The following is a 21,875-nucleotide window of genomic DNA, read 5'->3' as shown; positions in this document are numbered from 1 at the left end:
CGCAAAGCCCGGAGTTTTTTGCATTTATAGCTGGGTTCAGGCCGTGGCGGGCTTGAAGGTCAGCGCCACGCCGTTGATGCAGTGGCGCAGGCCGGTCGGCGCCGGGCCATCGTCAAAGACATGGCCGAGATGGCCGCCGCAGCGGCGGCAATGCACCTCGGTGCGGGTCATGCCGAGCGACCGGTCCTCGGTCTTGCCGATGCCATTGGCGATCTCCTGCCAGAAACTCGGCCAGCCGGTGCCGGAATCGAACTTCGTCTCGGAGGGATAGACCGGCAGGTCGCAGCCGGCGCAGGCGAAAATACCCTTGCGGTGTTCGTTGAGCAGCGGGCTGGTGCCGGGATATTCGGTGCCTTCCTTGCGCAGCACGTCGAAGGCGGCCGGCGACAGGATGGCTTTCCATTCATCGTCGGTCTTGGTGACCTCGAATTTCTCGGCGGCCTGTGCGGGCTGCGGGCTGCCCATGCGCAGCATGGTTGCCGCGGCTCCGACGACGCCAATTGCAGCGGCACCGCTCAAAAGAAGATCGCGACGGTTCATGGCCAGTTCCTCCTGTCGTTTCTTTTGCCAAACTTATACCGCCACGCGAAAATCAAAAAGCCGGTGACGGCTGCCCTCGAACGAAACTCCGCGTCGCCCACGGTTGAGCGTGGGCGGCGCGGAGCACGCGTGTCGTTTGCAGGTCACGGGAGCGAGACTATGCAATCGACGGAGGGCTCTTGCTGCAGGTTCGTCGCGGCAAGCCCTTTGTTACATTTTCGGGTCGATCACATCTTCGGGAGCAGAACCTTGTCGATGACGTGGATGACACCGTTGGACTGCTCGACATCGGCGATCGTCACATTGGCGACGTTGCCGTTCTCGTCTGTGACGGTGACCTTGCCGCCCTCGGCCTTCAGCGACAGCTCGCAGCCGCCGACGGTCTTGACCTTGTGGGTGCCGCCGTCAGCCTTCACCATCGCGGCGACATCAGCCGCCATCGCTTTGGCGCCGATGACATGGCAGGTCAGGATCTTGACGAGCTTGTCCTTGTTCTCGGGCTTGAGCAGCGTGTCGACCGTGCCGGCCGGCAGTGCCGCGAAGGCTTCGTTGGTCGGCGCGAAAACGGTAAACGGACCGGCGCCCTGCAGGGTCTCGACAAGGCCGGCTGCCTTGACGGCGGCGACCAGCGTCGTGTGGTCCTTCGAATTGACTGCGTTCTCGACGATGTTCTTGTTGGCAAACATGGCGGCACCGCCGACCATCGGGTTTTCGGCATAGGCAGCGGTGGCGAGTGCGGAAACGGCAATCGTACCGGCGAGCAAAAGGGTGGCGTATCTACGCATGATATTCAAACTCCTCGGGTTTTCTCTTCCCATTTTTGGGGACGCGAGGAGATACGGAACACAAACGCGTGAGTTTCAGAATATTTTTGAATTTTTAATTTAATCGTGCGGGCGAAGAGATTTATTCCGCGCAACAGTTTGCCGGCTTACGCGCTTGTTTAGACAAGCGTCACATAAGATACATTGAAATTATTCTGGCGACGGCCTCGCGGTGAGAAGAAGCGGCTCAGATGCTCTTCAGGTCGCCTGCGGCCACCACGGGTCCAGTCGGCTGCCCGGTCGGCGAACCGCCGGCCGGCTCAAGACTGACGGCCAGCACCGCGCCCTGAGCAAGCTTCTGCTGGGCTGCCGGCGAGACGACGATATGGGCCGTCGACCCGACCGGGATGACACCCATCGAGACCGGCGGATTCTTGCCCTCGATCATCCAAAGCTCGAAGTCCTTACCTGTGGCACGCTCACCGGAGACATGCGACAGGCCGACCTCGTGATGTGCGGCATCGTAAACGGCGAGATATTTGACGTCGCTGCCATCGGCAGCCAACGAGGCGACGAGCCGTGCCTGCGGCTGTGCGATCGGCGGGTTGACGTAGGGGATCGCAATGTAGATCGCCAGCGCGGCAACCGCCGCCGCGGCAAGACCGCGCCAGAAGGCGAGGCTGGACCACAGGCCGGCGCGTGTCTCGCCTGAAGTGGCCGCGGTCGATGCAAACAGCCGGCGATCGATCGCGGGCTTCACTGAAGCCGGCGGCTCGACCTCCGCATAGGCCGCGGCCAGCGGCGAGAGGTGAACCTCCCAGCCATCGACGAGCCGCGCGAAATCGGTTTCGGAATCGATGCGCCTGGACGCGATCTGTCGCTCTTCCGCCGGCAGCACGCCAAGAACGTATTCGGCGGCGAACATGTCGTCGCCCCCACGTTCCGGTCCATTGTCCTCTGCGAGCGTCATCTTTCCAGACATTCTCTGAGTTTCATCAGGCTGCGGCGCAGCCAGGTACGCATCGTGTTCAACGGCACGCCGTGACGTTCCGCCAGTTCGGCATAGCTTTCGCCCTTGAGATAAGCGCCCCGGACGGCCGCCGCCCGGTCTTTCTCCAGCTCTTCAAGACAATGATGGATGCGCTCGGTCTCGTCGCCCGCCACCACCATCGCTTCAGGTCCCGGTGCCGGATCGGCCACGTCGAGCGCGGCATCGATATCGGCGGCAGGCTTGCGCCGCGCCCTGATGCGATCGATCGCATGATTGCGTGCGATCGCCACCAGCCATGAGATCGGGCTCAGATCGGAAACAGCAAAACGGTCTGCCTTCGTCCATATCTTGACGAAGACTTCCTGCAGCGCTTCTTCCGCATCTCCCCGGTCGTTCAATACACGAAGGCACACGCCGAAAAGTTTCGCGCTGGTCTGCCTGTACAGCAGATCGAACGCGGCCCGGTCCTTCATCGAAGTCCGGACGATCAGCTTGGTGATGTCCTGCGGCGTCATGCGGGTCAAATTAGGCGATTACGCTGTATTTGCAACGCCGGAAATATTCCATGCACCTAAAGTTCCGGCCTCCGGGCGCAGGCTTCGATTGCCAAGGGAATCGCCGCTGGCTAGCTTGGCGGGGGTGGAGAGCGCTGATGTCGGTCGAACGGATCCTGTGGGAAGAAGACGCGACCGGCCTCGCCGGTCTTGTGCGTAAGGGCGAGTTGTCGCCGGTCGAACTGACCGAAGCGGCGATCGCGCGCGCCGAGGCCACGCGGCCTGAAATCAATGCCACGGCCGAACCGCTTTACGAGGCCGCGCGCACCCGGGCCAAGACCATCGACCGCTCGCTGCCGCTGGCCGGTGTGCCCTCTGCCATCAAGGACCTCGGCATCGCCATCAAGGGCGTGCCGTCGCATGGCGGCAGCCGCATTCCGGCCTCGGTGCCCGACGTCAATTCGGTGATGACCGAGCGCTACCTCGCCGCCGGACTGATCCCCATCGTCACCTCGACATCGCCGGAACACGGGCTGCGGCTGATGACAGAATCCAAAGCCTTCGGCATCACCCGCAATCCCTGGAACACAGGCCACACCAGCGGCGGCTCGTCGGGTGGTTCGGCGGCCCTCGTCGCAGCTGGCGTCGTGCCGGTGGCGCATGCCTCCGATGGCGGCGGTTCGATCCGCGTGCCGTCCGCCTGCACGGGCTTGGTCGGCCTCAAGACATCGCGCGGCCGCATCCCGCTGACGCCGCTGGTCAGCGAAAGCTGGTACGGCATGGTGGTCGATCACGCCGTCACCCGTTCGGTGCGCGATTGCGCTTTGCTGCTCGACCTCACTCACGGTCCCGACGCCTTGTCGCCATATGCGGCACTGCCGTCGAAGGGCACATTCGCCGCCGCCGCGGCGCGCGATCCGGGCAAGCTCAGCCTGGCCGTGTACCGCAAGTCGCCGCTTGGTCTGCCGATCTCGGCCGAGACAATGAAAGCGCTGGACACGGCGGTGGCACTTGCGCGCGAGGGCGGCCACACCGTCGAGGACATCGACCTGCCCTTCATCGGCCGTGATTTCTTTGCCGACTTCTGCCGGACGGTTGCTTCCGCCGTCGCCGGCACGCTGCGGGCGGAGGCGCTGCGCGTCGGCCGTTCCGTTACCGGCGACATCGAGCGTGCCACGCGCGTGCTTGGCCGGTTGGGTGAAATGGTCTCGGCCGGCGAGATCTATGCCGGGCTGCAGCGGCTGCATGCGGCCTCGCGGCGGATGATCGAGGAAACCGCGCAGTATGATGCCGTACTGATGCCTGTTATCGCGCATCCGCCGCTCGCCTGCGGCGCCATGGATCCGAAAGGCGCCGATGAGCTGATCGAAAACATGCTCGACAAGCTTCACCTCACGCCCTTGCTCAAGCTGAAGCCACTGTTCGGCCAGCTGATGGACAAGAGCCTTTTCTTCACCCATTGGCCGGCGATCCACAATGTCAGCGGCCAGCCGTCGATCGCGCTGCCCGTTCATGTCACTGAGGCCGGGCTGCCGCTCGGCATCCAGGCCGCCGGCCGTCCGGGCGATGAGGAGACGCTTTTGTCCTTCGCCGCGCAGATGGAGAAGATCTCGGGTTGGCTGACGAGGCGGGCGCCGCTGATGGTGCCGACATGATGACGAGGCCGTGAGCTCGGCGAATATGACAGCAATGCCATTTGCCCCCCGCGCCAATTCCCGCTAAGACGCCGCCGTCCTTTCCAAGTGCATGTCGCCCAAAAGTGCCCAGCGGTTTTGGGACAACGACATGCACAAATCAAAAGCCGGGAACCACGCCGATGACGGAGATAACCGCCACCGCCGAAATGCAGGCCGCCCTGCTTTCGCGGGCGCTGCCCTACATGCAGCGCTACGAACACAAGACGGTCGTGGTGAAATATGGCGGCCACGCCATGGGCGACCTCGAACTCGGCAAGGCTTTCGCCCGCGACATCGCGCTGCTCAAGCAATCCGGCGTCAACCCGATCGTCGTCCATGGCGGCGGCCCGCAGATCGGCGCCATGCTGGCCAAGATGGGCATCGAATCCAAGTTCGAGGGTGGGCTCCGCGTCACCGACCAGAAGACGGTCGAGATCGTCGAGATGGTGCTGGCCGGTTCGATCAACAAGGAGATCGTGGCGCTGATCAACGCCGAGGGCGAATGGGCGATCGGCCTGTGCGGCAAGGACGGCAACATGGTGTTCGCCGAAAAGGCGCGCAAGACCATGATCGATCCGGACTCCAACATCGAGCGGGTGCTCGATCTCGGCTTCGTCGGCGAGCCGGTCGAAGTCGACCGCACACTGCTCGACCTTCTGGCGCGTTCCGAAATGATCCCGGTGCTGGCGCCGGTGGCGCCTGGCCGCGACGGCCACACCTACAATATCAACGCCGACACTTTCGCCGGCGCCATTGCCGGCGCCTGCAAGGCCACGCGCCTTTTGTTCCTGACCGACGTGCCCGGCGTGCTCGACAAGAACAAGAAGCTGATCGACGAGCTGACTGTGGCCGAGGCCAAGGCGCTGATCAAGGACGGCACGGTGTCGGGCGGCATGATCCCCAAGGTCGAGACCTGCATCGAGGCGATCGAGCGCGGCGTCGAAGGCGTCGTCATCCTCAACGGCAAGACGCCGCACGCGGTGCTGCTCGAACTCTTCACCGAACACGGCGCCGGCACGCTGATCGTGCCGTGATAGTCTGCGGCTACAGCGCCGGACGCGGCCTGCCGTTGAGCATCCACTAATCCGGCAGAGCCGCAACCGCCACGATTTCGACGACGAGGTCGGGGTGGGCAAGTGCGGCAACTCCGATCACCTCCGATGGCGGCGGATTGTTGTAGCTGCAGTGCTTTGGGCAGTGCTCAGCAAAGAATTCGTCCATGACGTCCAGCCGAAAATTGGGGGAACTGAGAGCCCCACCGTCCGGAAACGGTCCCTTGACGTATTGGGTGATCTTGACGAGATTTTCGAGCGAACTGCCAAGCTCCTCCAGATCTGATTTGATGTTCGTCAGGATGGAGCGCCATTGCGTCGCTGCGTCACCGACGGCACCACCCTTGCCACTCGACGGATCGTAGTTTTCGGCAGTGCCCGTATTGCCGGCAAGAAAGACATATCCCTTGGCGCCGGTGACGACAGTACCTTTCCCCCAAGGCATCAGTCGGTCACCCTTCATCTTCTTATGTGTGACAAGGTTCATCGCGTCCTCCTGCCGGTAATCGGCGGTCCATTGCAAAAATTTAGCGCGCTGACCGTCGGCGACCAGTGCGAAAGCTCAGGCTCGAAGCGGCGATACGCAGAAGCCGCGTTGCTCAGACGCTATGCGACTGTTCGACGGCAGGCGCGGCCGGTTTACGCGGCGGTCGCCCGACGATCATCGATTCCTCTTCCGCGTCCTGCGGCGCGCCCCGAGAATTCGGCAAGCGTCGGGCCGTCTTTGACCCGACCATCGTGCGCCAGAAATCCCCAGACCTCGCGGAACCAGACGCGGCGGCCCATTTTGGTGTACCAGCGCATCGAGTGTCGCTGCTCGGGATCGGGGTGGAACAGGATGCGTGCCAGCGCCTTCGGCCGCGATTGCACCGCCACTTCGATCAGCTTGACGCTGAAGAACAGCATCCATGGCTTCAGTCGGGTCATCTGCAACACCTGGTGCTTGTAGTCCCACAGCCGGGCATCTCTTTGGATGACCTTGCGGTCGCGCGCGATGCGGAAGAACGGCGTCCAGCGATGCGGCGTCACGTAAAGCGCCTGGATCTGGTCGGGGTCATAGGCGAGGAGCTGGCGAAAGCCGCGCCACAGGTCGCGAAACCCCTCATCCTCGAAACCGGCCACCCAGGTCGCCATCGACAATATGCCGTGCTTTCGCAGCAGCCTGATCGCCTCGCGGTCGGATGAGGTGCTGCCGCCCTTGCGGATCAATTGCAGCGTCTGTTCGTCGGTGTTTTCCATGCCAAGCAGCCAGCGGATCACGCCCGCCCTGCGGTAGAGATGCAGGATGTCGGCATCGCGCACGATGTCGTCGGCCCGGGTCGAGCCGACGATCAGCACCGGCACGTTCTCTGCGATCAGCGCATCGAGAAAGGCGCGCCAGGCCTTCTTCGAAACCGTCGGGTTCTCGTCGGCAAGGTTGATCAGCTCGACACCATGCTTGCGGTGCAGCCAGGCGATTTCTTGAGCGAATTTCTTGGGATCGCGATGCCGCCAGCGGGTCCAGAAGCCGCGCTGGCCGCAATAGTTGCACAGATGCGGGCAGCCGCGCGAAAACTGCATGACCACCGCGCGCTTGCCGCCCCAGTAGCTGTATCTGCTGTGGTCGATCAATTCCCAGCCGACGCGGTAGGCGTCGAGCTCGGCAATGGTCATGGCGGCCTGCGTGGCGAAGGGGCGGCGCAAATCGTCGCGAAAGGCGATACCGGCCACGCTTGCCGGCGACTGGTGCATTTCCAGCGCCTCGACCAGCGCCACCACGGTTGCCTCGCCCTCGCCGCGCACGATGAAGTCGAAGACGTCGGTCGCCTCCAGTATGTCGCGCCAGTGATAGGTCGGGAAAACGCCGCCATAGATGACGATGGTCGCCGGTTCGCGCTGCTTGATCATTTTGGCGATCAGCAAGGCGGTCGGGTGCGCCGAGGTCGAGCCGGAATGGCCGATCAGGACGAAGTCGGGAAAGTTATTCAATGCGTCGCGCACGACGTTATCGAGCGGCATCGGCCCGAACTCGGCATCGACGAGCCGCACTTGGTGACCGGCATCGATCAGCGGGCCACCGATCGCCAGCAGGCCAAGCGGCGGCAGGTGATCGTCCGGCACGCGGCTGCCGATGGCGGTGTGCGGCGGATTGATGAGCACGATTTTCATGCCGGACCTCCTGGGAAGTTGGTCCGCGTATGCTGGCCGGCGATGTGGACGGCCGCTTGGCCCGTTTCAGCAGTTTGCGTGCAGCTTTTCCGCAGGAACGCCGGGGATGCGCGTCACTTCCGGAGATGCGCGAGCGGCACGTGGCCCGGTCCCTTGATGTTCTGCAGCACCAGCTGCGTGTGGACGTCGCGCACACCGTCGAGCCGCATCAGCCGGTGCATGACGAAGGCGTTGAGCTCGTCGACCGACGGCACCATGACATGCAGCAGGAAGTCGTGGTCGCCGGTCATCGTCCAGCATGACGACACCTCGTCCATGCGCTGCACGGCGGCGATGAAGCTTTCCGGCGAGCCGTCGCTGTGGCTGACCAGGCGTACCTGGATGAACACCTCGACCATCAGGCCGACCGCGCGGCGGCTGATCACCGCGGCAAATCCCTTGATGATGCCGGCATCCTGCAACGCCTCGAAGCGTCGTGCGCATGGCGTCGTCGACAGGCCGATCTCCTGTGCCAATTCGGAGACGGGCTTGCGGCCGTCGCGTTGCAGGACATCGAGCATCTTGATCTCGAAATCATCGAATTGAGGCATTTTCACTCCCATGGCGCGGATTGTGAGTGAATATTATCTCGAATATCGCTGATGAGCCATCATCAAAACCAAATTGCCTCGGCAAATCCGGGTAACCTCTGGGTACGTCATCCTTGATGATTTGCGAGGAGAAAACCATGACGACGATGAGTGTTGCCGAATATGCCCGCGATTGCGCGGCGCAGGGGCTGCGCGGCGACTACTCGGTCTGCCGTTCCGATTTCACCGTGGCGCAGGGCTACGATTACAGCGCCGAGGAACAGGCGGTGTGGCGCACTTTGTGCGACCGCCAGACCAAACTGACGCGCAAGCTCGCCCATCATTCCTACCTCGACGGTGTCGAAAAACTCGGCCTGCTCGACCGCATCCCCGATTTCGAGGACGTCAGCGCCAAGCTGCGCGAGCTGGCCGGCTGGGAGATCGTCGCCGTGCCGGGTCTCATCCCGGCCGCCCCCTTCTTTGATCATCTCGCCAACCGCCGCTTCCCGGTCACCAACTGGCTGCGCACCAGCCAGGAGCTCGACTACATCGTCGAACCGGACATGTTCCACGATTTCTTTGGTCACGTGCCGGTGCTGTCGCAACCGGTATTCGCCGACTTCATGCAGATGTATGGCAAGAAGGCTGGCGACATCATCGCGCTCGGCGGCGACGAGATGATCACCCGCCTCTACTGGTACACGGCCGAATACGGCCTGATGCAGGAGGCCGGCCAGCCGCTGAAGGCCTTTGGTGCCGGCCTGATGTCGTCCTTCACCGAACTGCAGTTCGCCGTCGACGGCAAGGACGCCCACCACGTGCCCTTCGATCTCGAAACGGTGATGCGCACCGGCTACGAGATCGACAAGTTCCAGCGCGCCTATTTCGTGCTGCCGTCCTTCGACGCCTTGCGCGACGCCTTCCAGACCGCCGATTTTGCGGCGATCGTAGCTCGCCGCAAGGGCCAGCCGGCGCTCGACCCGGCAACGGTCTAGCAATCCGGCATCAGTGTTTAAAGCGCGTCGCATGAATCCGTGCTACGCGCTTTAGGCGCTTTGATCCCGCTGAGCTATTGCATGGCGGCGGGGTTCATCCACAGGAACTCCCAGACGTTGCCGTCGGGGTCTTCGATGTGGCGGTTGAACATGAAACCGAGATCCTGCGCTGGATTGGGATCAGCGCGGCCGCCTGCCGCCACACCCTTCTCGATCACGGTATTGACCTCGTCCTTGCTGTCGGTGGTGAGCGCGATCAGCATCTGGCTGTCACGCTTGGCATCGCCGATCTGCCGCGCCGTGAACTGGCTGTAGTGCCCATGCGTAAGCAACATAACCCCGATCGAGTCGGAGAACATGATCGAACTGGCCTGGTCGTTCGAGAACTGCGGATTCAGCGTGCCGCCGATCGCGAGATAAAACGTGGTCGCTGCCTGCAGATCGCGAACCGGTAGATTGACGAAGATCATTTTGCTCATCGGTTTAAGCCCTGCTTTCGTTGACGGGTACTAGTCAGTCTAGTACTGTTGTCGTAACTACCATGCAGGAACGGTACCGTCTAGTACTGGTCAGGAGGATTCTATGGAAATCGACGGCGAGACCAGATCAGCCCGCAAGGATCGAGAAATCATCCAGGCGGCCACGGCGGCGTTCATCGGCAAGGGCTATGATGGAACCAGCATGGAGGAAATCGCCACCAAGGCGGGAGCTTCCAAGCAAACCGTCTACAAGCATTTCACCGACAAGGAGACGCTTTTCGGCGAAGTCGTTCTGGCAACCGCAACCCAGGCCAACGATATCGTCGAAGCCGTGACGACGCTGCTTTCCGAGGCGAAATTCATGGAGGGTGGCCTGCAACAGCTCGCTCGATGTTTGATAATGACGCTCATGGACGACGAGTTGTTGAAGCTGCGGCGCTTGATTATCGCCAACGCGGATCGAATGCCGCAGCTTGGCCGCAGTTGGTACGAAAAGGTTTTTGAGCGCATGCTGGCGTCGATGGCGTCCTGCTTTCAAAAGCTCACCAGTCGAGGACTGATACAGACCAGTGACCCCTATCTGGCAGCCAGCCATTTTTTTGGAATGCTTCTTTGGATCCCCATGAATGAAGCCATGTTCACCGGAAGCAACCGGCGTTCCAAGGCCGAACTTGAACGGCACGCGGATGCCTCGGTGGAGGCGTTTCTTGTCGCCTATGGGGTCCAGCCGAAATAGCCCCGTTCCCTGCCGACATTTGCAGTAAGGCCGCGAACACATCGCACCCCTATCGCCCGGGGCTGTCCGGCCCCTCGGCCTTCAGCCGCGCAAGCTGGGCGCGCTGCAGGTCGAGCGCGGCGTTGACGAAGCGCGATATGGTCGCAAGCTCGGCGTCGCTGAAGGTGGCGATCACCTTTCTCCCTCCCGCGCGATGGCGCCATAATAGCGCGCCGACAGCTCCCGCGTCGCATCGGTCGCTTCGATCACCACCTTGCGCCTGTCCTCGAGACTGCGCGTGCGCGTCAGCAGGCCGCGCGCTTCCAGCCGGTCGATCAGAGCCGTCACCGCCGCCGGCGTCAGCCCGGTCGCGATGGCTACCGCGCCGGCCGATTGCGGGCCGCCATAGAGCAGCCCGATGCAATGGCGCTCGGCCATGTTCAGCCCAAGCCTCGTCCCCACCGCTTCGTCATAGGCCTGCGTCGCGTCCTGCCACTGCATGATGGCAAGGCCGATGGAGGCAGTCATGTCGTTGCGATTCTCGCTTGACGAATTTGTTTCGATCATCTAATTATCAATCCGTCTAACATTTAGACCATTACAGCAATATGCGGCCGCGGTTTGGACAAGGCAAGAGCCGGCCACCGACAAGGAGTGAAAAATGAGCTTGATTCAACAACGTAACCCTCTCTCGCACGAGGATGAATTCAAATACGCCAAGCTGGCGATGGAATGGTATGGCTGGGGCTCTCCCATCGGCCTCGGCATCCTGCTCGTGGCGCTAGCCGCGGCGGCCGTGCTGGTGCGCATCGCCATCTACGGCCTGTAACGATGGCCGTCACCACCCCCTCGGCATTGCCGATCGCCATCATTGGCGCCGGCGTTGCCGGGCTGGCCCTTGCCGTCATGCTGCGCCGGCAAGGGGTTGGCGTCTGCCTGTTCGAGGCACGATCGCGCGAGGCATTGAGCGAAGGCGCGTTCCTCACTTTGACGCCAAACGGCATCAATGCCTTGCGCGCGCTTGGGCTTGCCGAGCGTGTCAGCGCGCTGGGCACTCCGACGCTTGGATTCGAGATCATGAACGCCGCCGGGCGCCGTCTCATCAATCTCGACGAGCGGCGATCGATGCGCGTCGCCGGCGCCGAAAGCGTCACGCTGCGGCGCTCGGACCTGCTCGGCGCGCTGCTGGACGAGGCTGTGGCGCTTGGCGCCGATATTCGTTTTGGCCATGCGCTTGCCGAGATCGAAGAGCAGCCGGAGGCTGTGCGCCTTGTCTTCGGCAACGGCACCACGGTCGATGCCGCCTGGCTGGCCGGCTGCGATGGTGTCTGGTCGCGCGTCCGCCGCCTCTGCTTTCCGGCCTCCCCGGATCCCGTCTACACCGGGCTGACCGGCGTCGGCGGCGTGGCGGAACTGCCCTTCGTCGAGCCGACCGAAGGCCTGATGCACATGGTGTTCGGCAAGAAGGCTTTCTTCGGCTACATGAAACCAGATGATGGGCCGGTGTTGTGGTTCTCGTCCTTTCCGCTGGACGAGGATGCTGCCCTGGCGAGACCCGATCCTCTCCATCTGGCGGCAACCCTTCGCCGGTTGCATGCCGGCGACCCCAGGACGATCCGCCAGATCGTCGACACCATCACGCAGATCCCGCGCACCTATCCGGTGTTCGACATGCTGCATCTGCCGCAGTGGCACAGCGGCCGGGTGGTTCTGCTGGGCGATGCCGCGCACGCCGTCTCGCCGCATTCCGGGCAGGGCGCGTCGATGGCCATCGAGGATGCCGTGGTGCTGGCCGCGTGCCTGGATGCAACGCCGTTGCCGACGCAGGCCTTTGCCGCCTTTCAGGCGCTGCGCCAGGACCGTGTCGAACACATCGTCAAGGTCAGCCGGCGCATCGGCTCGCAAAAGCAGGTGAAGGGTCGCGTCGCTCTGTTCCTGCGCGACCTGATGCTGCCGTTCTTCATCCGCTTCGGCTCCGGCACGACCCGCGCCATGACGCGTTACCGTGCCGACCTGGCGCCGCTCGACAAGCCGCTGATCTGATCGACAACCGCGCCCGTCGCGAGCGCGGTAATCGAGGCAGCTCAGACCGAGACCACCTTGCTCAGATGATCTCCTAGCCGGCAGGCCAGCGCGGTGATCGTCGTCGTCGGGTTGGCTTGACCGGAGGTGCAGAACACCGAGGAGCCGCCGACATAGAGATTGTCCATGCCGTGCACCTTGCAGTTGGCGTCCACCACGCTCCTGGTCACGTCGGTGCCCATGCGCGTGCCACCCATGTGATGGTGGCCCGCGGTCTCCTCGTTGGTCGGATAATCCTCGCCATTGGCAATCCAGTCCATGAGACGGACACGGCCTAGATCCTTCTCGATCAGTGTCGTGCCGAACAGCTTCAGGCCCTCGACCAGCGTGCGGCGTTCGAGCGCCGATTTCTTCCAGTGCAGCTCGATGCGCGGCACGCCGGCATGGTCGACATCGGTCTTCGACAGTTCGATCTGGTTGGAGGCAAGCGGCGCCTGTTCCCAGGCGACGTAGAGCTGGGCCGCGCAGCGCAGGTTCTGGCTGAGCTGATAGGCGACCCATTCGGCCATGTCGGGCGCCGTGCAGGCGAGATCTGCAATCACGTGCTTGACGCCGGCATAGGGCGTCTCGATCAGCCTGATGCCGAAATTCATGATCTGCAGGCGCTCCATCGCAGCAAGCGTCGGCGAGAAGAAGGCCTCGTTGACGGCATCGACCTCGAACTCGCTGTAGTCGGCCAGGATGGCATTGCCGCCCTCGAAGGTCGGGTGTTCCATCCAGTAGCGGCCGAGCGCCGTGGCGTTCGGAACCACGCCGCCGTTGGAGCGCTGGTTTGACCACAAAAGCAGCCGCGAATTCTCCAGTCCACCGGTGCAGACGATGAAGTAGTCGGCGCTGAACGAGCCGGCGTCCTGGCCGTTGGACCACAGTTTGGCGCCGGTCACCCGCTTGCCGTCGCCGGCAAGCTCGGTGGCATAGGTGTTGAGCACGAGGGCGATGTTTCGGCTCTTGTCGAGTTCGTCGGCGAATTTCTCGGCAAAGCGCACCGCCGGGCTCTTGATCAACTGCACCCAGCGTATGTCGTCCGAGATCGGCACGTCAGGCCGGAAATCGGGAAGCTCGAGGATATCGTGCACCTCGGGCAAATAGGGCTCGATGTCGGCGCGGCGGATCGGCCAGCCGGTGTCGGGTGCCCAGGCCTTCGGTTCGAAATCCTGCTTGTCGAGCACGCGGCACCAGCCGGCCCAGTGGTTGGAGCTGCCGCCCATGTACCGCAGCCGGGTGATGTCGAGGTCGAAATAGAAATCGCCGACCGTGGTGCCACGGTAGAAATCCTGCGACTCATCGCTGAAGTCCCGCGAGCCGGCCTCCAGCACCACGACCGGAATGCCGGCGGCACCCAGCTTGCGGGCAATGGTGGTGCCGGCCGGACCGGAACCGAGGATGCAGACCTTGGGTTTGAAGTTGGTGGCGCGATACGCCTCATAGCTGTCGAAGATCATGCCAGGTCGCTCCGCTTCAGGATCCAGCCATTGACCTCGACGATCTCATTCGGGTCGGCCCGTGATGTATCGACTCGGGATGGACCGGTTTGAGCTGCGCCGGCTTCAGGCAGCTTGCGGAACAGGGACAGGGCAGGCAGTGCGATCATCGCCCGCACGAGCGTGCGGCGTGACATTTTCTTGAAGAAACTCATGACAGGTCTCTCGTACAGGGGCTTCGATGCGCGCATGCCATTCCCCGAACGGCACACGCATCGTCACAGAGGCCAGTATCGTGCCAAGCCTGGTCTCAAGGCAGTGAAAAGACGGGCAAGCGGCACAACCGAATGCAAACAGAGTTAGAAATTCCTTAACGGTCCGGGTGTGCCGACCCATGGCTCACGCGGCCGCGGAAATGTCCGTATCGAGGATCGTCAGGTTGCGGCCGCGATGCTTGGCCTGGTAGAGGCGCCGGTCCGCGGCCCGCATCAGTTCCGAGACGTTGATGTCCTCGCCACAGACGGTGCCGCCGATGCTGACGGTCAGCGGAATGGTCCGTTCGTCGACCGGCCGGAAGCGGATCAGCTCAACCTCGCGGCGAATGCGTTCGGCGACACGCTTGGCCTCCTGCTCAGTGGCGCCGACCAGAAACGCGCCGAACTCCTCGCCGCCGATGCGGCCAAGCACATCGCCGCTGCGCACGCCGCGCTCGATGGCGCTGGCGATCAAAAGCAGCGCGTCGTCGCCGGTCAGGTGACCGAAGCTGTCATTGATCTTCTTGAAATGATCGGCGTCGATGATCAGCAGCGCGCCGCGGTCGGACTTGCGCCGGGAGCCGTCGAGCGCGGCAAAGAAACTTTCCCGGTTGAGCATTCCGGTCATGTCGTCGCGGCTCGCCTTTTCCGCCAGGCGGCGGTGTGCGGCGGCAAGCTGGGCGTGGGCCCTCGCCAGTTCGCGGTGCGCGTTTTTCAGCCTGTCGCTCTGCCAGAAGGTGCTGACACAGGCCACCCATGCAAGCACCAGCGGGCACAGCGTGGAGGTCAGCCAGATCGTTCGGTTGATCGGGAATCCCAAGGCTGGAACGATGATCAGCGTCAGAAGAAGCGAGGCGGCGACGGAGGCGAAAGCGATAGCGGCGGATTTCAGAATGATGCTGTTCATCGCAGGCTCCCCACAGGACTGTCTCTGTGCCAGCAAGCCCTGAAGGCCACCTTTCCCGGTTGCTTAAAATTTGAATCGTGGGGCCATTTCTGCCACTAAAAGCGCGTGGAAGTTGTGGATAAAGTCTCTTTCAGAATCTCTGTTTCGTGCCATAAGGAGCGCATGACCACGCTGCCTGATCCCGCCCGCTTCGCTCATGTCACCGACTGGGTGTTCGACCTCGACAACACGCTCTATCCGCATCATTCGAATCTGTTCTCGCAGATCGACGTCAAGATGACCGCCTATGTCGGGGAACTGCTGGCGCTGCCGCGCGACGAGGCGCGCAAGCTGCAGAAGGAACTCTATCTCGAATATGGCACGACGCTGAACGGCCTGATGACGCGCCACGGCATCGACCCCGACGATTTTCTCGAGAAGGTGCATGACATCGACTATTCATGGCTGGTGCCCGACCCCGTTCTCGGCACCGCCATCCGCCAGCTTCCCGGCCGCAAGTTCATCTTCACCAATGGCGACCGCAGGCACGCCGAGCGCACCGCGCGCCAGCTCGGCATCCTCGACCATTTCGACGACATCTTCGATATCGTTGCCGCCGGCCTCAATCCCAAGCCCGCGCGCCAGACCTACGAGAAGTTCGCCGCACTGCACGCCGTCACCGGCCTTAATGCGGTGATGTTCGAGGATCTCGCCCGCAACCTGGAGGTGCCGAAGTCGCTGGGCATGACCACGGTGCTGGTGGTGCCGCGCAATTTCGAGCCGACCTTTGCCGAGATATGGGAACGCGACCCCGCGCAGGAGGACGATGTCGACTACGTCACCGACGATCTCGCCGGGTTTCTGACGGCGATTGTGGAGGGGAAGGAAGAGGAATTGAAGAACTGAGGAATTGAAGAACTGGGGAACGATCCTGCCCTGCTTTTCCTCAATTCCTCAATTCCTCAACTCCTCAATTCCTCAATTCCTCAATTCCTCAACTCCTCAACTCCTCAACTCCTCAATTCCTCAACTCCTCAATTCCTCAATTCCTCAATTCTTCAATTCCCCAGTTCCCCAGTTCCCAGTTCCTCAGTTCCCCGCCCTACTCCCCTAACTTGTAGAACCGGCTGATAATCCCCCACGCCTCATCGGCGGTGTCGACGAAATCGATGATGTCCTGGTCGCCGGGACTGATCGTGCCTTGCTCGGCGAGGAAATCGAGGTCGATCGCCCGCTTCCAGAACGATTTGCCGAACAGGATCACCGGCACGCGCTCCATGCGTCCGGTCTGGATCAGCGTCAGCGTCTCGAAGAACTCGTCCATCGTGCCGAAGCCGCCGGGAAACACCGCCACCGCCTTGGCGCGCATGACGAAGTGCATCTTGCGGATGGCGAAATAGTGGAAGTTGAAGCACAGCTCCGGCGTCACATAGATGTTCGGCGCCTGCTCGTGCGGCAGCACGATGTTGAGCCCGATCGACGGTGCGCCGACATCGTCGGCGCCGCGATTTCCCGCTTCCATCACGCCGGGGCCGCCGCCGGTCACCACGACATATTCGCGGTAGTATGACGCGGCCGACTGCTGCGAGCACAGGCGAGCGAATTTGCGCGCCTCCTCATAATATTTGCTGTTTTCCTCGAGGTTCTTCTTTTGCGTCTCGTTCTTGGCCGCCCAGGCCTCGCCACCGGGTTCCGGCAGGCGCGCGCCGCCAAACAGGATCACGGTCGAACGGATGCCGCGCTCGGCCAGGATCATTTCCGGCTTCAAAAGTTCGAGCTGCAGCCGCACCGCGCGCAATTCGCGCCGCGTCATGAAGTCGGGGTCGTTCCAGGCAAGCCGGTAGGTCTCGGCCCGCGTCTGCGGCGTGTCCGGCACGCTTTTCGACCGCTCCAGATCCTCGTCCGAATGCGGCAGCGGCGTCCACCCCGCCTTTTCCATAGGTGTCATCGAATTACCCGTCCAAATTTCCTTGACTGCGCCGTCCCATGACGCAGGCGCGATTGACCCCCATTGAGCCTTAACATAGGGTCCGCGCGACTTTCAAAACAGGTTAAGGCTCAGGCCCTTAACAGCTTGGTAATGGAGCGAATTCATGTCGAAGCCCGATCTGGCGAGCCTCGAAAAGACCATCGAGAAGGCCTTCGAGGAACGCGACACCATTTCGACATCGACCCGTGGCGAAACGCGCGATGCCATCCAGTCGGCGCTCGACCTGCTCGACCACGGCACCGTCCGCGTCGCCGAGCGCCAGGCCGACGGCAAGTGGCATGTCAATCAGTGGCTGAAGAAGGCGGTGCTGCTGTCCTTCCGGCTCAACCCGATGGAGATCATCAAGGGCGGTCCGGGCGAAGCCGTGTGGTGGGACAAGGTGCCGTCCAAGTTCGATGGCTGGAGCGCTGTCGATTTCGAGAAGGCGGGCTTTCGCGCCGTGCCGTCGTCGATCGTGCGCCGCTCCGCCTATGTCGCCCCGGGCGCCGTGCTGATGCCGTCCTTCGTCAATGTCGGCGCCTACGTCGATACGGGCACCATGGTCGACACCTGGGCTTCGGTCGGCTCCTGCGCCCAGATCGGCAAGAACGTCCACCTGTCAGGCGGCGTCGGCATCGGCGGCGTGCTGGAGCCGATGCAGGCGGGGCCAACCATCATCGAGGACAATTGCTTCATCGGCGCGCGTTCGGAAGTCGTCGAGGGCTGCATCGTGCGCGAGGGCTCGGTGCTCGGCATGGGCGTCTTCATCGGCCAGTCGACCAAGATCGTCGACCGCGCCACCGGCGAGGTCTTCTATGGCGAAGTGCCGCCAAATTCCGTCGTCGTCGCCGGCTCGATGGCCGGCAAGCCGTTTCCAAACAACGAGCCCGGCCCCAGCCTCTACTGCGCCGTTATCGTCAAGCGGGTCGACGCCAAGACCCGCTCCAAGACCTCGATCAACGAATTGCTGCGCGATTGATCTTTCCGCAAAGCGGGCGCACCTTCCCGCCGGCGCGACAATCCGTCGCGCTGGTTCAACATGGAGGGGTGACATGGACTGGAAATATCTGCTGACCAGCTATGAGGGTCGCATCAACCGCGCCAAATTCTGGGCTTGCGTCGGCGTCATTTTCGTTGGCGCGGTGATCGCGATGATCCTCGACAACATACTGGGCACGACATTCAACCAAATGCCTTACGGCTTTATCTATGTGCTTTACTCGCTCGCCATGCTCTATTCGATCTTCGCAGTCTACGCCAAGCGCTGGCATGATCGAGGCAAGTCCGGCTGGTGGACCCTGATCATCCTGGTGCCTTTTATCGGCGCGATCTGGTTTCTGGTGGAATGCGGCATTCTCGAAGGCGCCAAGGGTGCCAATCAATACGGACCGGACCCGCTTGCCTGACAGTTCAAATCTTACCTGGCTTTTCTTCAAGACATCGGGCCGCGTTAGCCGCGCGGCCTATTTTCTTGGCGGGCTGCTGGTCGCTATCATCCAGGCGTTCCCGCTCTACCGCTTCACGCTGGTGCCGGAAGGCTCGGCCGAGAGCAACATGTGGTCGTTCATCTTCTTCATCGCCTTCATTGCCTCGCTGTGGTCGAACATCGCGCTGGCGGTGAAACGCCTGCACGACCTCGACAAGCCGGGCATTGCCGCGCTGATCCTGTTCGTACCGGTCGTCTCGATCGTCGCCTTTCTTGTGTTGTGCTTGTTTCCAGGGCAGCCTGGGCCCAACCGCTATGGCCGGCGCACCAACGAGCCGGCACAACCCTGAGGACCGATCGGACATGCGCTACCGCACGCTTGATCCGAAACTGATCATCGACACCGCCGAGCGGCTGGAGAGCCGCGTTGCAGAACGGTTTCCAAAGGCCGGATTGCGCGGCGTCGCCGCCGAACTGGTGTCGCTGTCGCGCGACTTGGCCAAGGCGGCAAAGGCGCTCGAGGAGCCGATCTGGTGGCTGCGCGGCCTGATCATCGCCGCCTTCGTCGCCGGTGTGCTGGTGTTTGTGTTCGTCGGCACCATCCTGCCTCTCGACCGCATCTCGGGAAACGACGATGCCCTGCAATCGGTGCAAGGCATCGAGGCATCGATCAACACCTGCATTCTCGCCGTGCTCGGCCTGCTGGCGCTGATCCGCACCGAGGAGCGCATCAAGCGCAAGAAGGTGTTTCGCCAGTTGCATGGCCTGCGCTCGCTGATCCACGTCATCGACATGCACCAGCTGACCAAGGATCCGGCAACGCTTTCGGCCAATTTCAAGCCGACGGCGCATTCGCCGGCCCGCATCACCAATGCCGCCGACCTGGCGCGCTACCTCGACTATTGCTCCGAAATGCTGTCGATCACCGGCAAGATCGCCGCGCTCTTCGCCCAATCGGTCAATGACGACGTGGTCATCGACGGCGTCAACGACATCGAGAATTTGAGTTCAAACCTGTCGCGCAAGATATGGCAGAAGATCACCCTGATCGAGAGCCACCCGGCGGCACAACCTGTTCCGGCGCCAGGCCCGGCGACCCCAGCCGCGCCGCTTCCGCCGCGCGCACCAAAGCGGTAACGCTTTTCAAGAGCGGCGCCGGCGTGCCCGTTTTTTCGGCGAGGCCGATCACCGCCCCTTGCAGCTCACCGATCTCCGTCGGCCGGCCGCGCTGCAGATCGTCCCACATCGACGAGCGCGCCTGAGGATCGATCGCCAGCATGCGCCGCGCCAGCAGTTTGAACAGCCAGTCCGGCAGCCTGAGCACTGTCGGCAGCAGCGCCGGCCGCAGCCCGGCGATCCGCGCCGGCTCGATGCCGGAGGCTTTCATCGCCCGAAGCGCTTCGTCGATCTGGCCGGCCAGGATCAGCCGCCAGCGGCGGTCGGCGAGTTCGCTCGCCAGCGGCAGGCCTGACAGCGCCACCAGCGCGTTGTTGAGGTTCATCAGAAGCTTGCCCCACAGCACGGCCTTCATGTCGCCATGCGACTCGACCGGCAGTCCCCCGACATCAAGAAGACTGACGACATCGAGAAGGCCGGCAAGGCCACCGGCCTCGATCATCACCTTGCCGTCGCTGGCGCGGTGGACGCGTAGCGGCAGGTCGCCGTCCGGCGATTGCACCACATTGAATGGCACCATGCCGGCCAGCACCGTTCGCGGGCCAAGCACGGCGCGCAGCCGGTCGGCATTGTCGACGCCGTTCTGCAGGCTGATCACCACCGCATCGGGGCGGGCATGGGCCTTGATCAGCACTGCCATTTCGTGCGTCGCGCCGCTCTTGACGGTCACCAGGATCAGGTCCGCCTCGGGCAAGGCGGCGGACGGATCGGCGGTGATCCCGAACCCGTCCGGCTTGACCAGGCGATCGCGGCCTTCAAGGTCGCTGATGCACAATCCGCCCTGCCGCAGCGCGGCCTCGATGCGCGGCCGGGCCAGCAGAATCACCTGCCGCCCGGCAAGCGCCAGGCAGCCGCCGACATAGCAGCCGATGCTGCCGGCGCCGGCGATGACGATCCTTTTTCCCCGTCTGCCATCTCTTGCTCCGCACCGGCCTGACTATACGACATGCAAACCATAATGTTGGCGGTATCGTGGACCATTGGGCTGGCCTCTATGTCGGGCCGTGACAGGCCTTCCGCTTTCGACTATCGCTTTTGCCATGACGCTGCCGACCGATCCCGCCGAAAACCTTGCCGCCCTCATCCGTTGCGCCTCGGTGACACCAGCCGAAGGCGGCGCACTGAGCGCGCTGGAAACGATGCTGAAACCGCTCGGCTTCCTGGTCGACCGGCCGGTGTTTTCGGAAGACGGCACGCCCGATATCGAGAACCTCTACGCAAGGCGGTCCGGCAACGGCCCGCATCTGATGTTCGCCGGCCATACCGATGTGGTGCCGGTTGGCGACGAAGCCGCCTGGACGCATCCGCCCTTCGCCGCCGAGATCGCCAATGGCGAGATGTATGGCCGTGGCGCGGTCGACATGAAGGGCGGCATTGCCTGCTTCATCGCCGCCGTGGCGCGCCATGTCGAGACAAAGGACGGCCCCAAGGGTTCGGTCTCGCTGTTGATCACCGGCGATGAGGAGGGCCCGGCCATCAACGGCACGGTCAAGCTGCTCGAATGGGCGGCGTCCAGGGGCGAAAAATGGGATGCCGCGATCGTCGGCGAACCGACCAACCCGGATGCGCTCGGCGACATGATCAAGATCGGCCGCCGCGGCTCCATGTCCGGTTCGGTCACCGTCAATGGCCGCCAGGGCCACGCCGCCTATCCGCATCTTGCCGACAATCCGGTGCGCGGGCTGATGAGCCTGGTCGACGCCTTGCTGCATCCCGTCTTCGACAAGGGCACGAAGGATTTCCAGCCGACCAATCTGGAGGTGACCTCCATCGATGTCGGCAACCCGGCCACCAATGTCATCCCGGCAAAAGCGACTGCGACCTTCAACATCCGCTTCAACGATACCTGGACGGCCGAGACCGTGCAGGCTGAAATCCATAATCGCCTCGACCAGGCGGCCAAACGCAAGAAATACCGGCCGGGCAAGAAGACGTCGGTCGACTATGATCTCATCTGGCGTGACCGGCCGAGCCATGTCTTCCTGACCCGTGACGACAAGCTCATCGACACGCTTGCCGGCTCGATCAAGGCGGCGGTCGGCAAGGAGCCGACGCTGTCGACCTCCGGCGGCACGTCGGATGCGCGCTTCATCAAGGATTATTGCCCGGTGGTCGAGTTCGGCCTGGTCGGCAAGACCATGCACATGGTCGACGAGCGCGTCGCCATTGCCGATCTTGAAACGCTGACGCGGATCTACCAGCGCTTCATCGAAGACTGGTTCGGACAGGGCTGAGCAG

At 62.9% G+C, this 21,875-nt stretch carries 26 protein-coding genes and 1 pseudogene; 12 read left to right on the top strand and 15 right to left on the bottom strand.

Annotated elements, in window-relative coordinates:
* Nucleotides 1-36: 36 nt before the first annotated feature.
* The 4 genes from msrB to AC0V7N_RS04035 all read right to left on the bottom strand — a co-directional run bounded on the left by msrB (nt 37) and on the right by AC0V7N_RS04035 (nt 2,810).
* On the bottom strand, nt 37-540 hold the full coding sequence (gene msrB / locus AC0V7N_RS04050; RefSeq protein WP_475454930.1) for a peptide-methionine (R)-S-oxide reductase MsrB: 504 nt from the start codon (nt 538-540) through the stop codon (nt 37-39).
* Nucleotides 541-767: 227 nt separating this feature from the next.
* Complete coding sequence (locus tag AC0V7N_RS04045; protein ID WP_475454928.1) at nt 768-1,325, bottom strand: fasciclin domain-containing protein; 558 nt, start codon at nt 1,323-1,325, stop codon at nt 768-770.
* A 226-nt stretch (nt 1,326-1,551) separates the two neighbouring features.
* Complete coding sequence (locus AC0V7N_RS04040) at nt 1,552-2,274, bottom strand: anti-sigma factor (protein ID WP_475460197.1); 723 nt, start codon at nt 2,272-2,274, stop codon at nt 1,552-1,554.
* Entirely contained in the window at nt 2,271-2,810 is a 540-nt protein-coding gene (locus tag AC0V7N_RS04035; protein ID WP_475454926.1) for a sigma-70 family RNA polymerase sigma factor, read from the bottom strand. The genes AC0V7N_RS04040 and AC0V7N_RS04035 overlap by 4 nt, the downstream gene beginning before the upstream one ends.
* 137 nt (nt 2,811-2,947) lie before the next feature.
* On the opposite strand from AC0V7N_RS04035, the gene AC0V7N_RS04030 reads away from it, so the two are divergent.
* Nucleotides 2,948-4,444 (top strand): amidase, encoded by a 1,497-nt coding sequence (locus AC0V7N_RS04030; protein WP_475454924.1) that lies wholly within the window; start codon nt 2,948-2,950, stop codon nt 4,442-4,444.
* Nucleotides 4,445-4,605: 161 nt separating this feature from the next.
* The gene (gene argB / locus AC0V7N_RS04025) at nt 4,606-5,499 is read left to right on the top strand and encodes an acetylglutamate kinase (protein WP_475454922.1); all 894 of its coding nucleotides are present in this window, start codon (nt 4,606-4,608) and stop codon (nt 5,497-5,499) included.
* A gap of 46 nt (nt 5,500-5,545) precedes the next feature.
* Here the strand turns inward: argB and AC0V7N_RS04020 are convergent, their stop codons facing one another.
* The 3 genes and pseudogenes from AC0V7N_RS04020 to AC0V7N_RS04010 all read right to left on the bottom strand — a co-directional run bounded on the left by AC0V7N_RS04020 (nt 5,546) and on the right by AC0V7N_RS04010 (nt 8,255).
* Complete coding sequence (locus AC0V7N_RS04020) at nt 5,546-6,004, bottom strand: RidA family protein (RefSeq protein WP_258588153.1); 459 nt, start codon at nt 6,002-6,004, stop codon at nt 5,546-5,548.
* Between the two features lie 112 nt (nt 6,005-6,116).
* Nucleotides 6,117-7,665: pseudogene (bchE, locus tag AC0V7N_RS04015) on the bottom strand (magnesium-protoporphyrin IX monomethyl ester anaerobic oxidative cyclase).
* 113 nt (nt 7,666-7,778) lie between these two features.
* Entirely contained in the window at nt 7,779-8,255 is a 477-nt protein-coding gene (locus AC0V7N_RS04010; protein ID WP_027040871.1) for an Lrp/AsnC family transcriptional regulator, read from the bottom strand.
* A 137-nt stretch (nt 8,256-8,392) separates the two neighbouring features.
* Between AC0V7N_RS04010 and phhA the strand changes: the two genes are divergently transcribed.
* Nucleotides 8,393-9,229, top strand: a complete 837-nt coding sequence (phhA, locus tag AC0V7N_RS04005; RefSeq protein WP_475454917.1) for a phenylalanine 4-monooxygenase — start codon at nt 8,393-8,395, stop codon at nt 9,227-9,229.
* Between the two features lie 74 nt (nt 9,230-9,303).
* On the opposite strand, the gene AC0V7N_RS04000 is transcribed toward phhA, so the two are convergent.
* Complete coding sequence (locus AC0V7N_RS04000) at nt 9,304-9,708, bottom strand: VOC family protein (RefSeq protein WP_475454915.1); 405 nt, start codon at nt 9,706-9,708, stop codon at nt 9,304-9,306.
* Nucleotides 9,709-9,811: 103 nt separating this feature from the next.
* Here AC0V7N_RS04000 and AC0V7N_RS03995 point away from each other — a divergent pair, with 103 nt between their 5' ends.
* Entirely contained in the window at nt 9,812-10,444 is a 633-nt protein-coding gene (locus AC0V7N_RS03995; RefSeq protein WP_496627722.1) for a TetR/AcrR family transcriptional regulator C-terminal domain-containing protein, read from the top strand.
* A gap of 49 nt (nt 10,445-10,493) precedes the next feature.
* Here the strand turns inward: AC0V7N_RS03995 and AC0V7N_RS03990 are convergent, their stop codons facing one another.
* Nucleotides 10,494-10,619, bottom strand: coding sequence for a hypothetical protein (locus AC0V7N_RS03990; RefSeq protein WP_496627721.1), 126 nt, complete (start codon nt 10,617-10,619; stop codon nt 10,494-10,496).
* Nucleotides 10,616-10,951, bottom strand: a complete 336-nt coding sequence (locus AC0V7N_RS03985; protein ID WP_496627720.1) for a MarR family transcriptional regulator — start codon at nt 10,949-10,951, stop codon at nt 10,616-10,618. The genes AC0V7N_RS03990 and AC0V7N_RS03985 overlap by 4 nt, the downstream gene beginning before the upstream one ends.
* A 133-nt stretch (nt 10,952-11,084) precedes the next feature.
* Here AC0V7N_RS03985 and AC0V7N_RS03980 point away from each other — a divergent pair, with 133 nt between their 5' ends.
* Complete coding sequence (locus AC0V7N_RS03980) at nt 11,085-11,252, top strand: hypothetical protein (protein WP_475454909.1); 168 nt, start codon at nt 11,085-11,087, stop codon at nt 11,250-11,252.
* Between the two features lie 2 nt (nt 11,253-11,254).
* A complete protein-coding gene (locus tag AC0V7N_RS03975) occupies nt 11,255-12,466 on the top strand; it encodes an FAD-dependent monooxygenase (protein WP_496627719.1) in 1,212 nt (403 codons plus the stop codon).
* Between the two features lie 41 nt (nt 12,467-12,507).
* Here AC0V7N_RS03975 and AC0V7N_RS03970 read toward each other — a convergent pair whose 3' ends face one another.
* From AC0V7N_RS03970 to AC0V7N_RS03960, 3 genes are all read right to left on the bottom strand, one after another.
* A complete protein-coding gene (locus AC0V7N_RS03970; protein ID WP_475454905.1) occupies nt 12,508-13,947 on the bottom strand; it encodes a GMC oxidoreductase in 1,440 nt (479 codons plus the stop codon).
* Complete coding sequence (locus AC0V7N_RS03965) at nt 13,944-14,141, bottom strand: hypothetical protein (protein ID WP_475454903.1); 198 nt, start codon at nt 14,139-14,141, stop codon at nt 13,944-13,946. Before AC0V7N_RS03965 ends, AC0V7N_RS03970 begins: the two co-directional genes overlap by 4 nt.
* A 184-nt stretch (nt 14,142-14,325) precedes the next feature.
* Nucleotides 14,326-15,087: a GGDEF domain-containing protein gene (locus AC0V7N_RS03960; protein ID WP_475454901.1), complete on the bottom strand. Its 762-nt coding sequence runs from the start codon at nt 15,085-15,087 to the stop codon at nt 14,326-14,328.
* A gap of 162 nt (nt 15,088-15,249) precedes the next feature.
* Here AC0V7N_RS03960 and AC0V7N_RS03955 point away from each other — a divergent pair, with 162 nt between their 5' ends.
* The gene (locus AC0V7N_RS03955; protein WP_475454899.1) at nt 15,250-15,972 is read left to right on the top strand and encodes a pyrimidine 5'-nucleotidase; all 723 of its coding nucleotides are present in this window, start codon (nt 15,250-15,252) and stop codon (nt 15,970-15,972) included.
* Between the two features lie 196 nt (nt 15,973-16,168).
* Here the strand turns inward: AC0V7N_RS03955 and AC0V7N_RS03950 are convergent, their stop codons facing one another.
* Complete coding sequence (locus AC0V7N_RS03950; RefSeq protein WP_421915140.1) at nt 16,169-17,014, bottom strand: LOG family protein; 846 nt, start codon at nt 17,012-17,014, stop codon at nt 16,169-16,171.
* Nucleotides 17,015-17,159: 145 nt separating this feature from the next.
* Between AC0V7N_RS03950 and dapD the strand changes: the two genes are divergently transcribed.
* From dapD to AC0V7N_RS03930, 4 genes are all read left to right on the top strand, one after another.
* Complete coding sequence (gene dapD, locus AC0V7N_RS03945; RefSeq protein WP_475454896.1) at nt 17,160-18,014, top strand: 2,3,4,5-tetrahydropyridine-2,6-dicarboxylate N-succinyltransferase; 855 nt, start codon at nt 17,160-17,162, stop codon at nt 18,012-18,014.
* 73 nt (nt 18,015-18,087) lie between these two features.
* The gene (locus AC0V7N_RS03940) at nt 18,088-18,441 is read left to right on the top strand and encodes a DUF805 domain-containing protein (protein ID WP_475454894.1); all 354 of its coding nucleotides are present in this window, start codon (nt 18,088-18,090) and stop codon (nt 18,439-18,441) included.
* Nucleotides 18,434-18,811: a DUF805 domain-containing protein gene (locus tag AC0V7N_RS03935; RefSeq protein WP_010912753.1), complete on the top strand. Its 378-nt coding sequence runs from the start codon at nt 18,434-18,436 to the stop codon at nt 18,809-18,811. The genes AC0V7N_RS03940 and AC0V7N_RS03935 overlap by 8 nt, the downstream gene beginning before the upstream one ends.
* A gap of 13 nt (nt 18,812-18,824) precedes the next feature.
* Complete coding sequence (locus AC0V7N_RS03930) at nt 18,825-19,598, top strand: hypothetical protein (protein ID WP_475454892.1); 774 nt, start codon at nt 18,825-18,827, stop codon at nt 19,596-19,598.
* On the opposite strand, the gene AC0V7N_RS03925 is transcribed toward AC0V7N_RS03930, so the two are convergent.
* Nucleotides 19,501-20,508: a 2-dehydropantoate 2-reductase gene (locus AC0V7N_RS03925; RefSeq protein ID WP_496628000.1), complete on the bottom strand. Its 1,008-nt coding sequence runs from the start codon at nt 20,506-20,508 to the stop codon at nt 19,501-19,503. The genes AC0V7N_RS03930 and AC0V7N_RS03925 overlap by 98 nt on opposite strands.
* 169 nt (nt 20,509-20,677) lie before the next feature.
* Here AC0V7N_RS03925 and dapE point away from each other — a divergent pair, with 169 nt between their 5' ends.
* Complete coding sequence (dapE, locus tag AC0V7N_RS03920; protein ID WP_475454888.1) at nt 20,678-21,871, top strand: succinyl-diaminopimelate desuccinylase; 1,194 nt, start codon at nt 20,678-20,680, stop codon at nt 21,869-21,871.
* Nucleotides 21,872-21,875: the final 4 nt, after the last annotated feature.

This window comes from Mesorhizobium kamtschaticum, assembly GCF_056174585.1.
This window is presented reverse-complemented; position numbering and strand designations above follow the sequence as displayed.

Excerpts from the sequence above, each read along its gene's own strand:
- msrB (WP_475454930.1), bottom strand. The coding sequence starts at position 540 with ATGAACCGTCGCGATCTTCTTTTGAGCGGTGCCGCTGCAATTGGCGTC.
- phhA (WP_475454917.1), top strand. The coding sequence starts at position 8,393 with ATGACGACGATGAGTGTTGCCGAATATGCCCGCGATTGCGCGGCGCAG.
- AC0V7N_RS03970 (WP_475454905.1), bottom strand. The coding sequence starts at position 13,947 with ATGATCTTCGACAGCTATGAGGCGTATCGCGCCACCAACTTCAAACCC.
- dapD (WP_475454896.1), top strand. The coding sequence starts at position 17,160 with ATGTCGAAGCCCGATCTGGCGAGCCTCGAAAAGACCATCGAGAAGGCC.
- AC0V7N_RS04045 (WP_475454928.1), bottom strand. The coding sequence starts at position 1,325 with ATGCGTAGATACGCCACCCTTTTGCTCGCCGGTACGATTGCCGTTTCC.
- argB (WP_475454922.1), top strand. The coding sequence starts at position 4,606 with ATGACGGAGATAACCGCCACCGCCGAAATGCAGGCCGCCCTGCTTTCG.
- AC0V7N_RS04000 (WP_475454915.1), bottom strand. The coding sequence starts at position 9,708 with ATGAGCAAAATGATCTTCGTCAATCTACCGGTTCGCGATCTGCAGGCA.
- AC0V7N_RS03980 (WP_475454909.1), top strand. The coding sequence starts at position 11,085 with ATGAGCTTGATTCAACAACGTAACCCTCTCTCGCACGAGGATGAATTC.
- AC0V7N_RS03985 (WP_496627720.1), bottom strand. The coding sequence starts at position 10,951 with ATGACTGCCTCCATCGGCCTTGCCATCATGCAGTGGCAGGACGCGACG.
- AC0V7N_RS03965 (WP_475454903.1), bottom strand. The coding sequence starts at position 14,141 with ATGAGTTTCTTCAAGAAAATGTCACGCCGCACGCTCGTGCGGGCGATG.
- AC0V7N_RS04030 (WP_475454924.1), top strand. The coding sequence starts at position 2,948 with ATGTCGGTCGAACGGATCCTGTGGGAAGAAGACGCGACCGGCCTCGCC.
- AC0V7N_RS03940 (WP_475454894.1), top strand. The coding sequence starts at position 18,088 with ATGGACTGGAAATATCTGCTGACCAGCTATGAGGGTCGCATCAACCGC.
- AC0V7N_RS04040 (WP_475460197.1), bottom strand. The coding sequence starts at position 2,274 with ATGACGCTCGCAGAGGACAATGGACCGGAACGTGGGGGCGACGACATG.
- AC0V7N_RS03975 (WP_496627719.1), top strand. The coding sequence starts at position 11,255 with ATGGCCGTCACCACCCCCTCGGCATTGCCGATCGCCATCATTGGCGCC.
- dapE (WP_475454888.1), top strand. The coding sequence starts at position 20,678 with ATGACGCTGCCGACCGATCCCGCCGAAAACCTTGCCGCCCTCATCCGT.
- AC0V7N_RS04035 (WP_475454926.1), bottom strand. The coding sequence starts at position 2,810 with ATGACGCCGCAGGACATCACCAAGCTGATCGTCCGGACTTCGATGAAG.
- AC0V7N_RS03930 (WP_475454892.1), top strand. The coding sequence starts at position 18,825 with ATGCGCTACCGCACGCTTGATCCGAAACTGATCATCGACACCGCCGAG.
- AC0V7N_RS04010 (WP_027040871.1), bottom strand. The coding sequence starts at position 8,255 with ATGCCTCAATTCGATGATTTCGAGATCAAGATGCTCGATGTCCTGCAA.
- AC0V7N_RS04020 (WP_258588153.1), bottom strand. The coding sequence starts at position 6,004 with ATGAACCTTGTCACACATAAGAAGATGAAGGGTGACCGACTGATGCCT.
- AC0V7N_RS03955 (WP_475454899.1), top strand. The coding sequence starts at position 15,250 with ATGACCACGCTGCCTGATCCCGCCCGCTTCGCTCATGTCACCGACTGG.
- AC0V7N_RS03960 (WP_475454901.1), bottom strand. The coding sequence starts at position 15,087 with ATGAACAGCATCATTCTGAAATCCGCCGCTATCGCTTTCGCCTCCGTC.
- AC0V7N_RS03950 (WP_421915140.1), bottom strand. The coding sequence starts at position 17,014 with ATGACACCTATGGAAAAGGCGGGGTGGACGCCGCTGCCGCATTCGGAC.
- AC0V7N_RS03995 (WP_496627722.1), top strand. The coding sequence starts at position 9,812 with ATGGAAATCGACGGCGAGACCAGATCAGCCCGCAAGGATCGAGAAATC.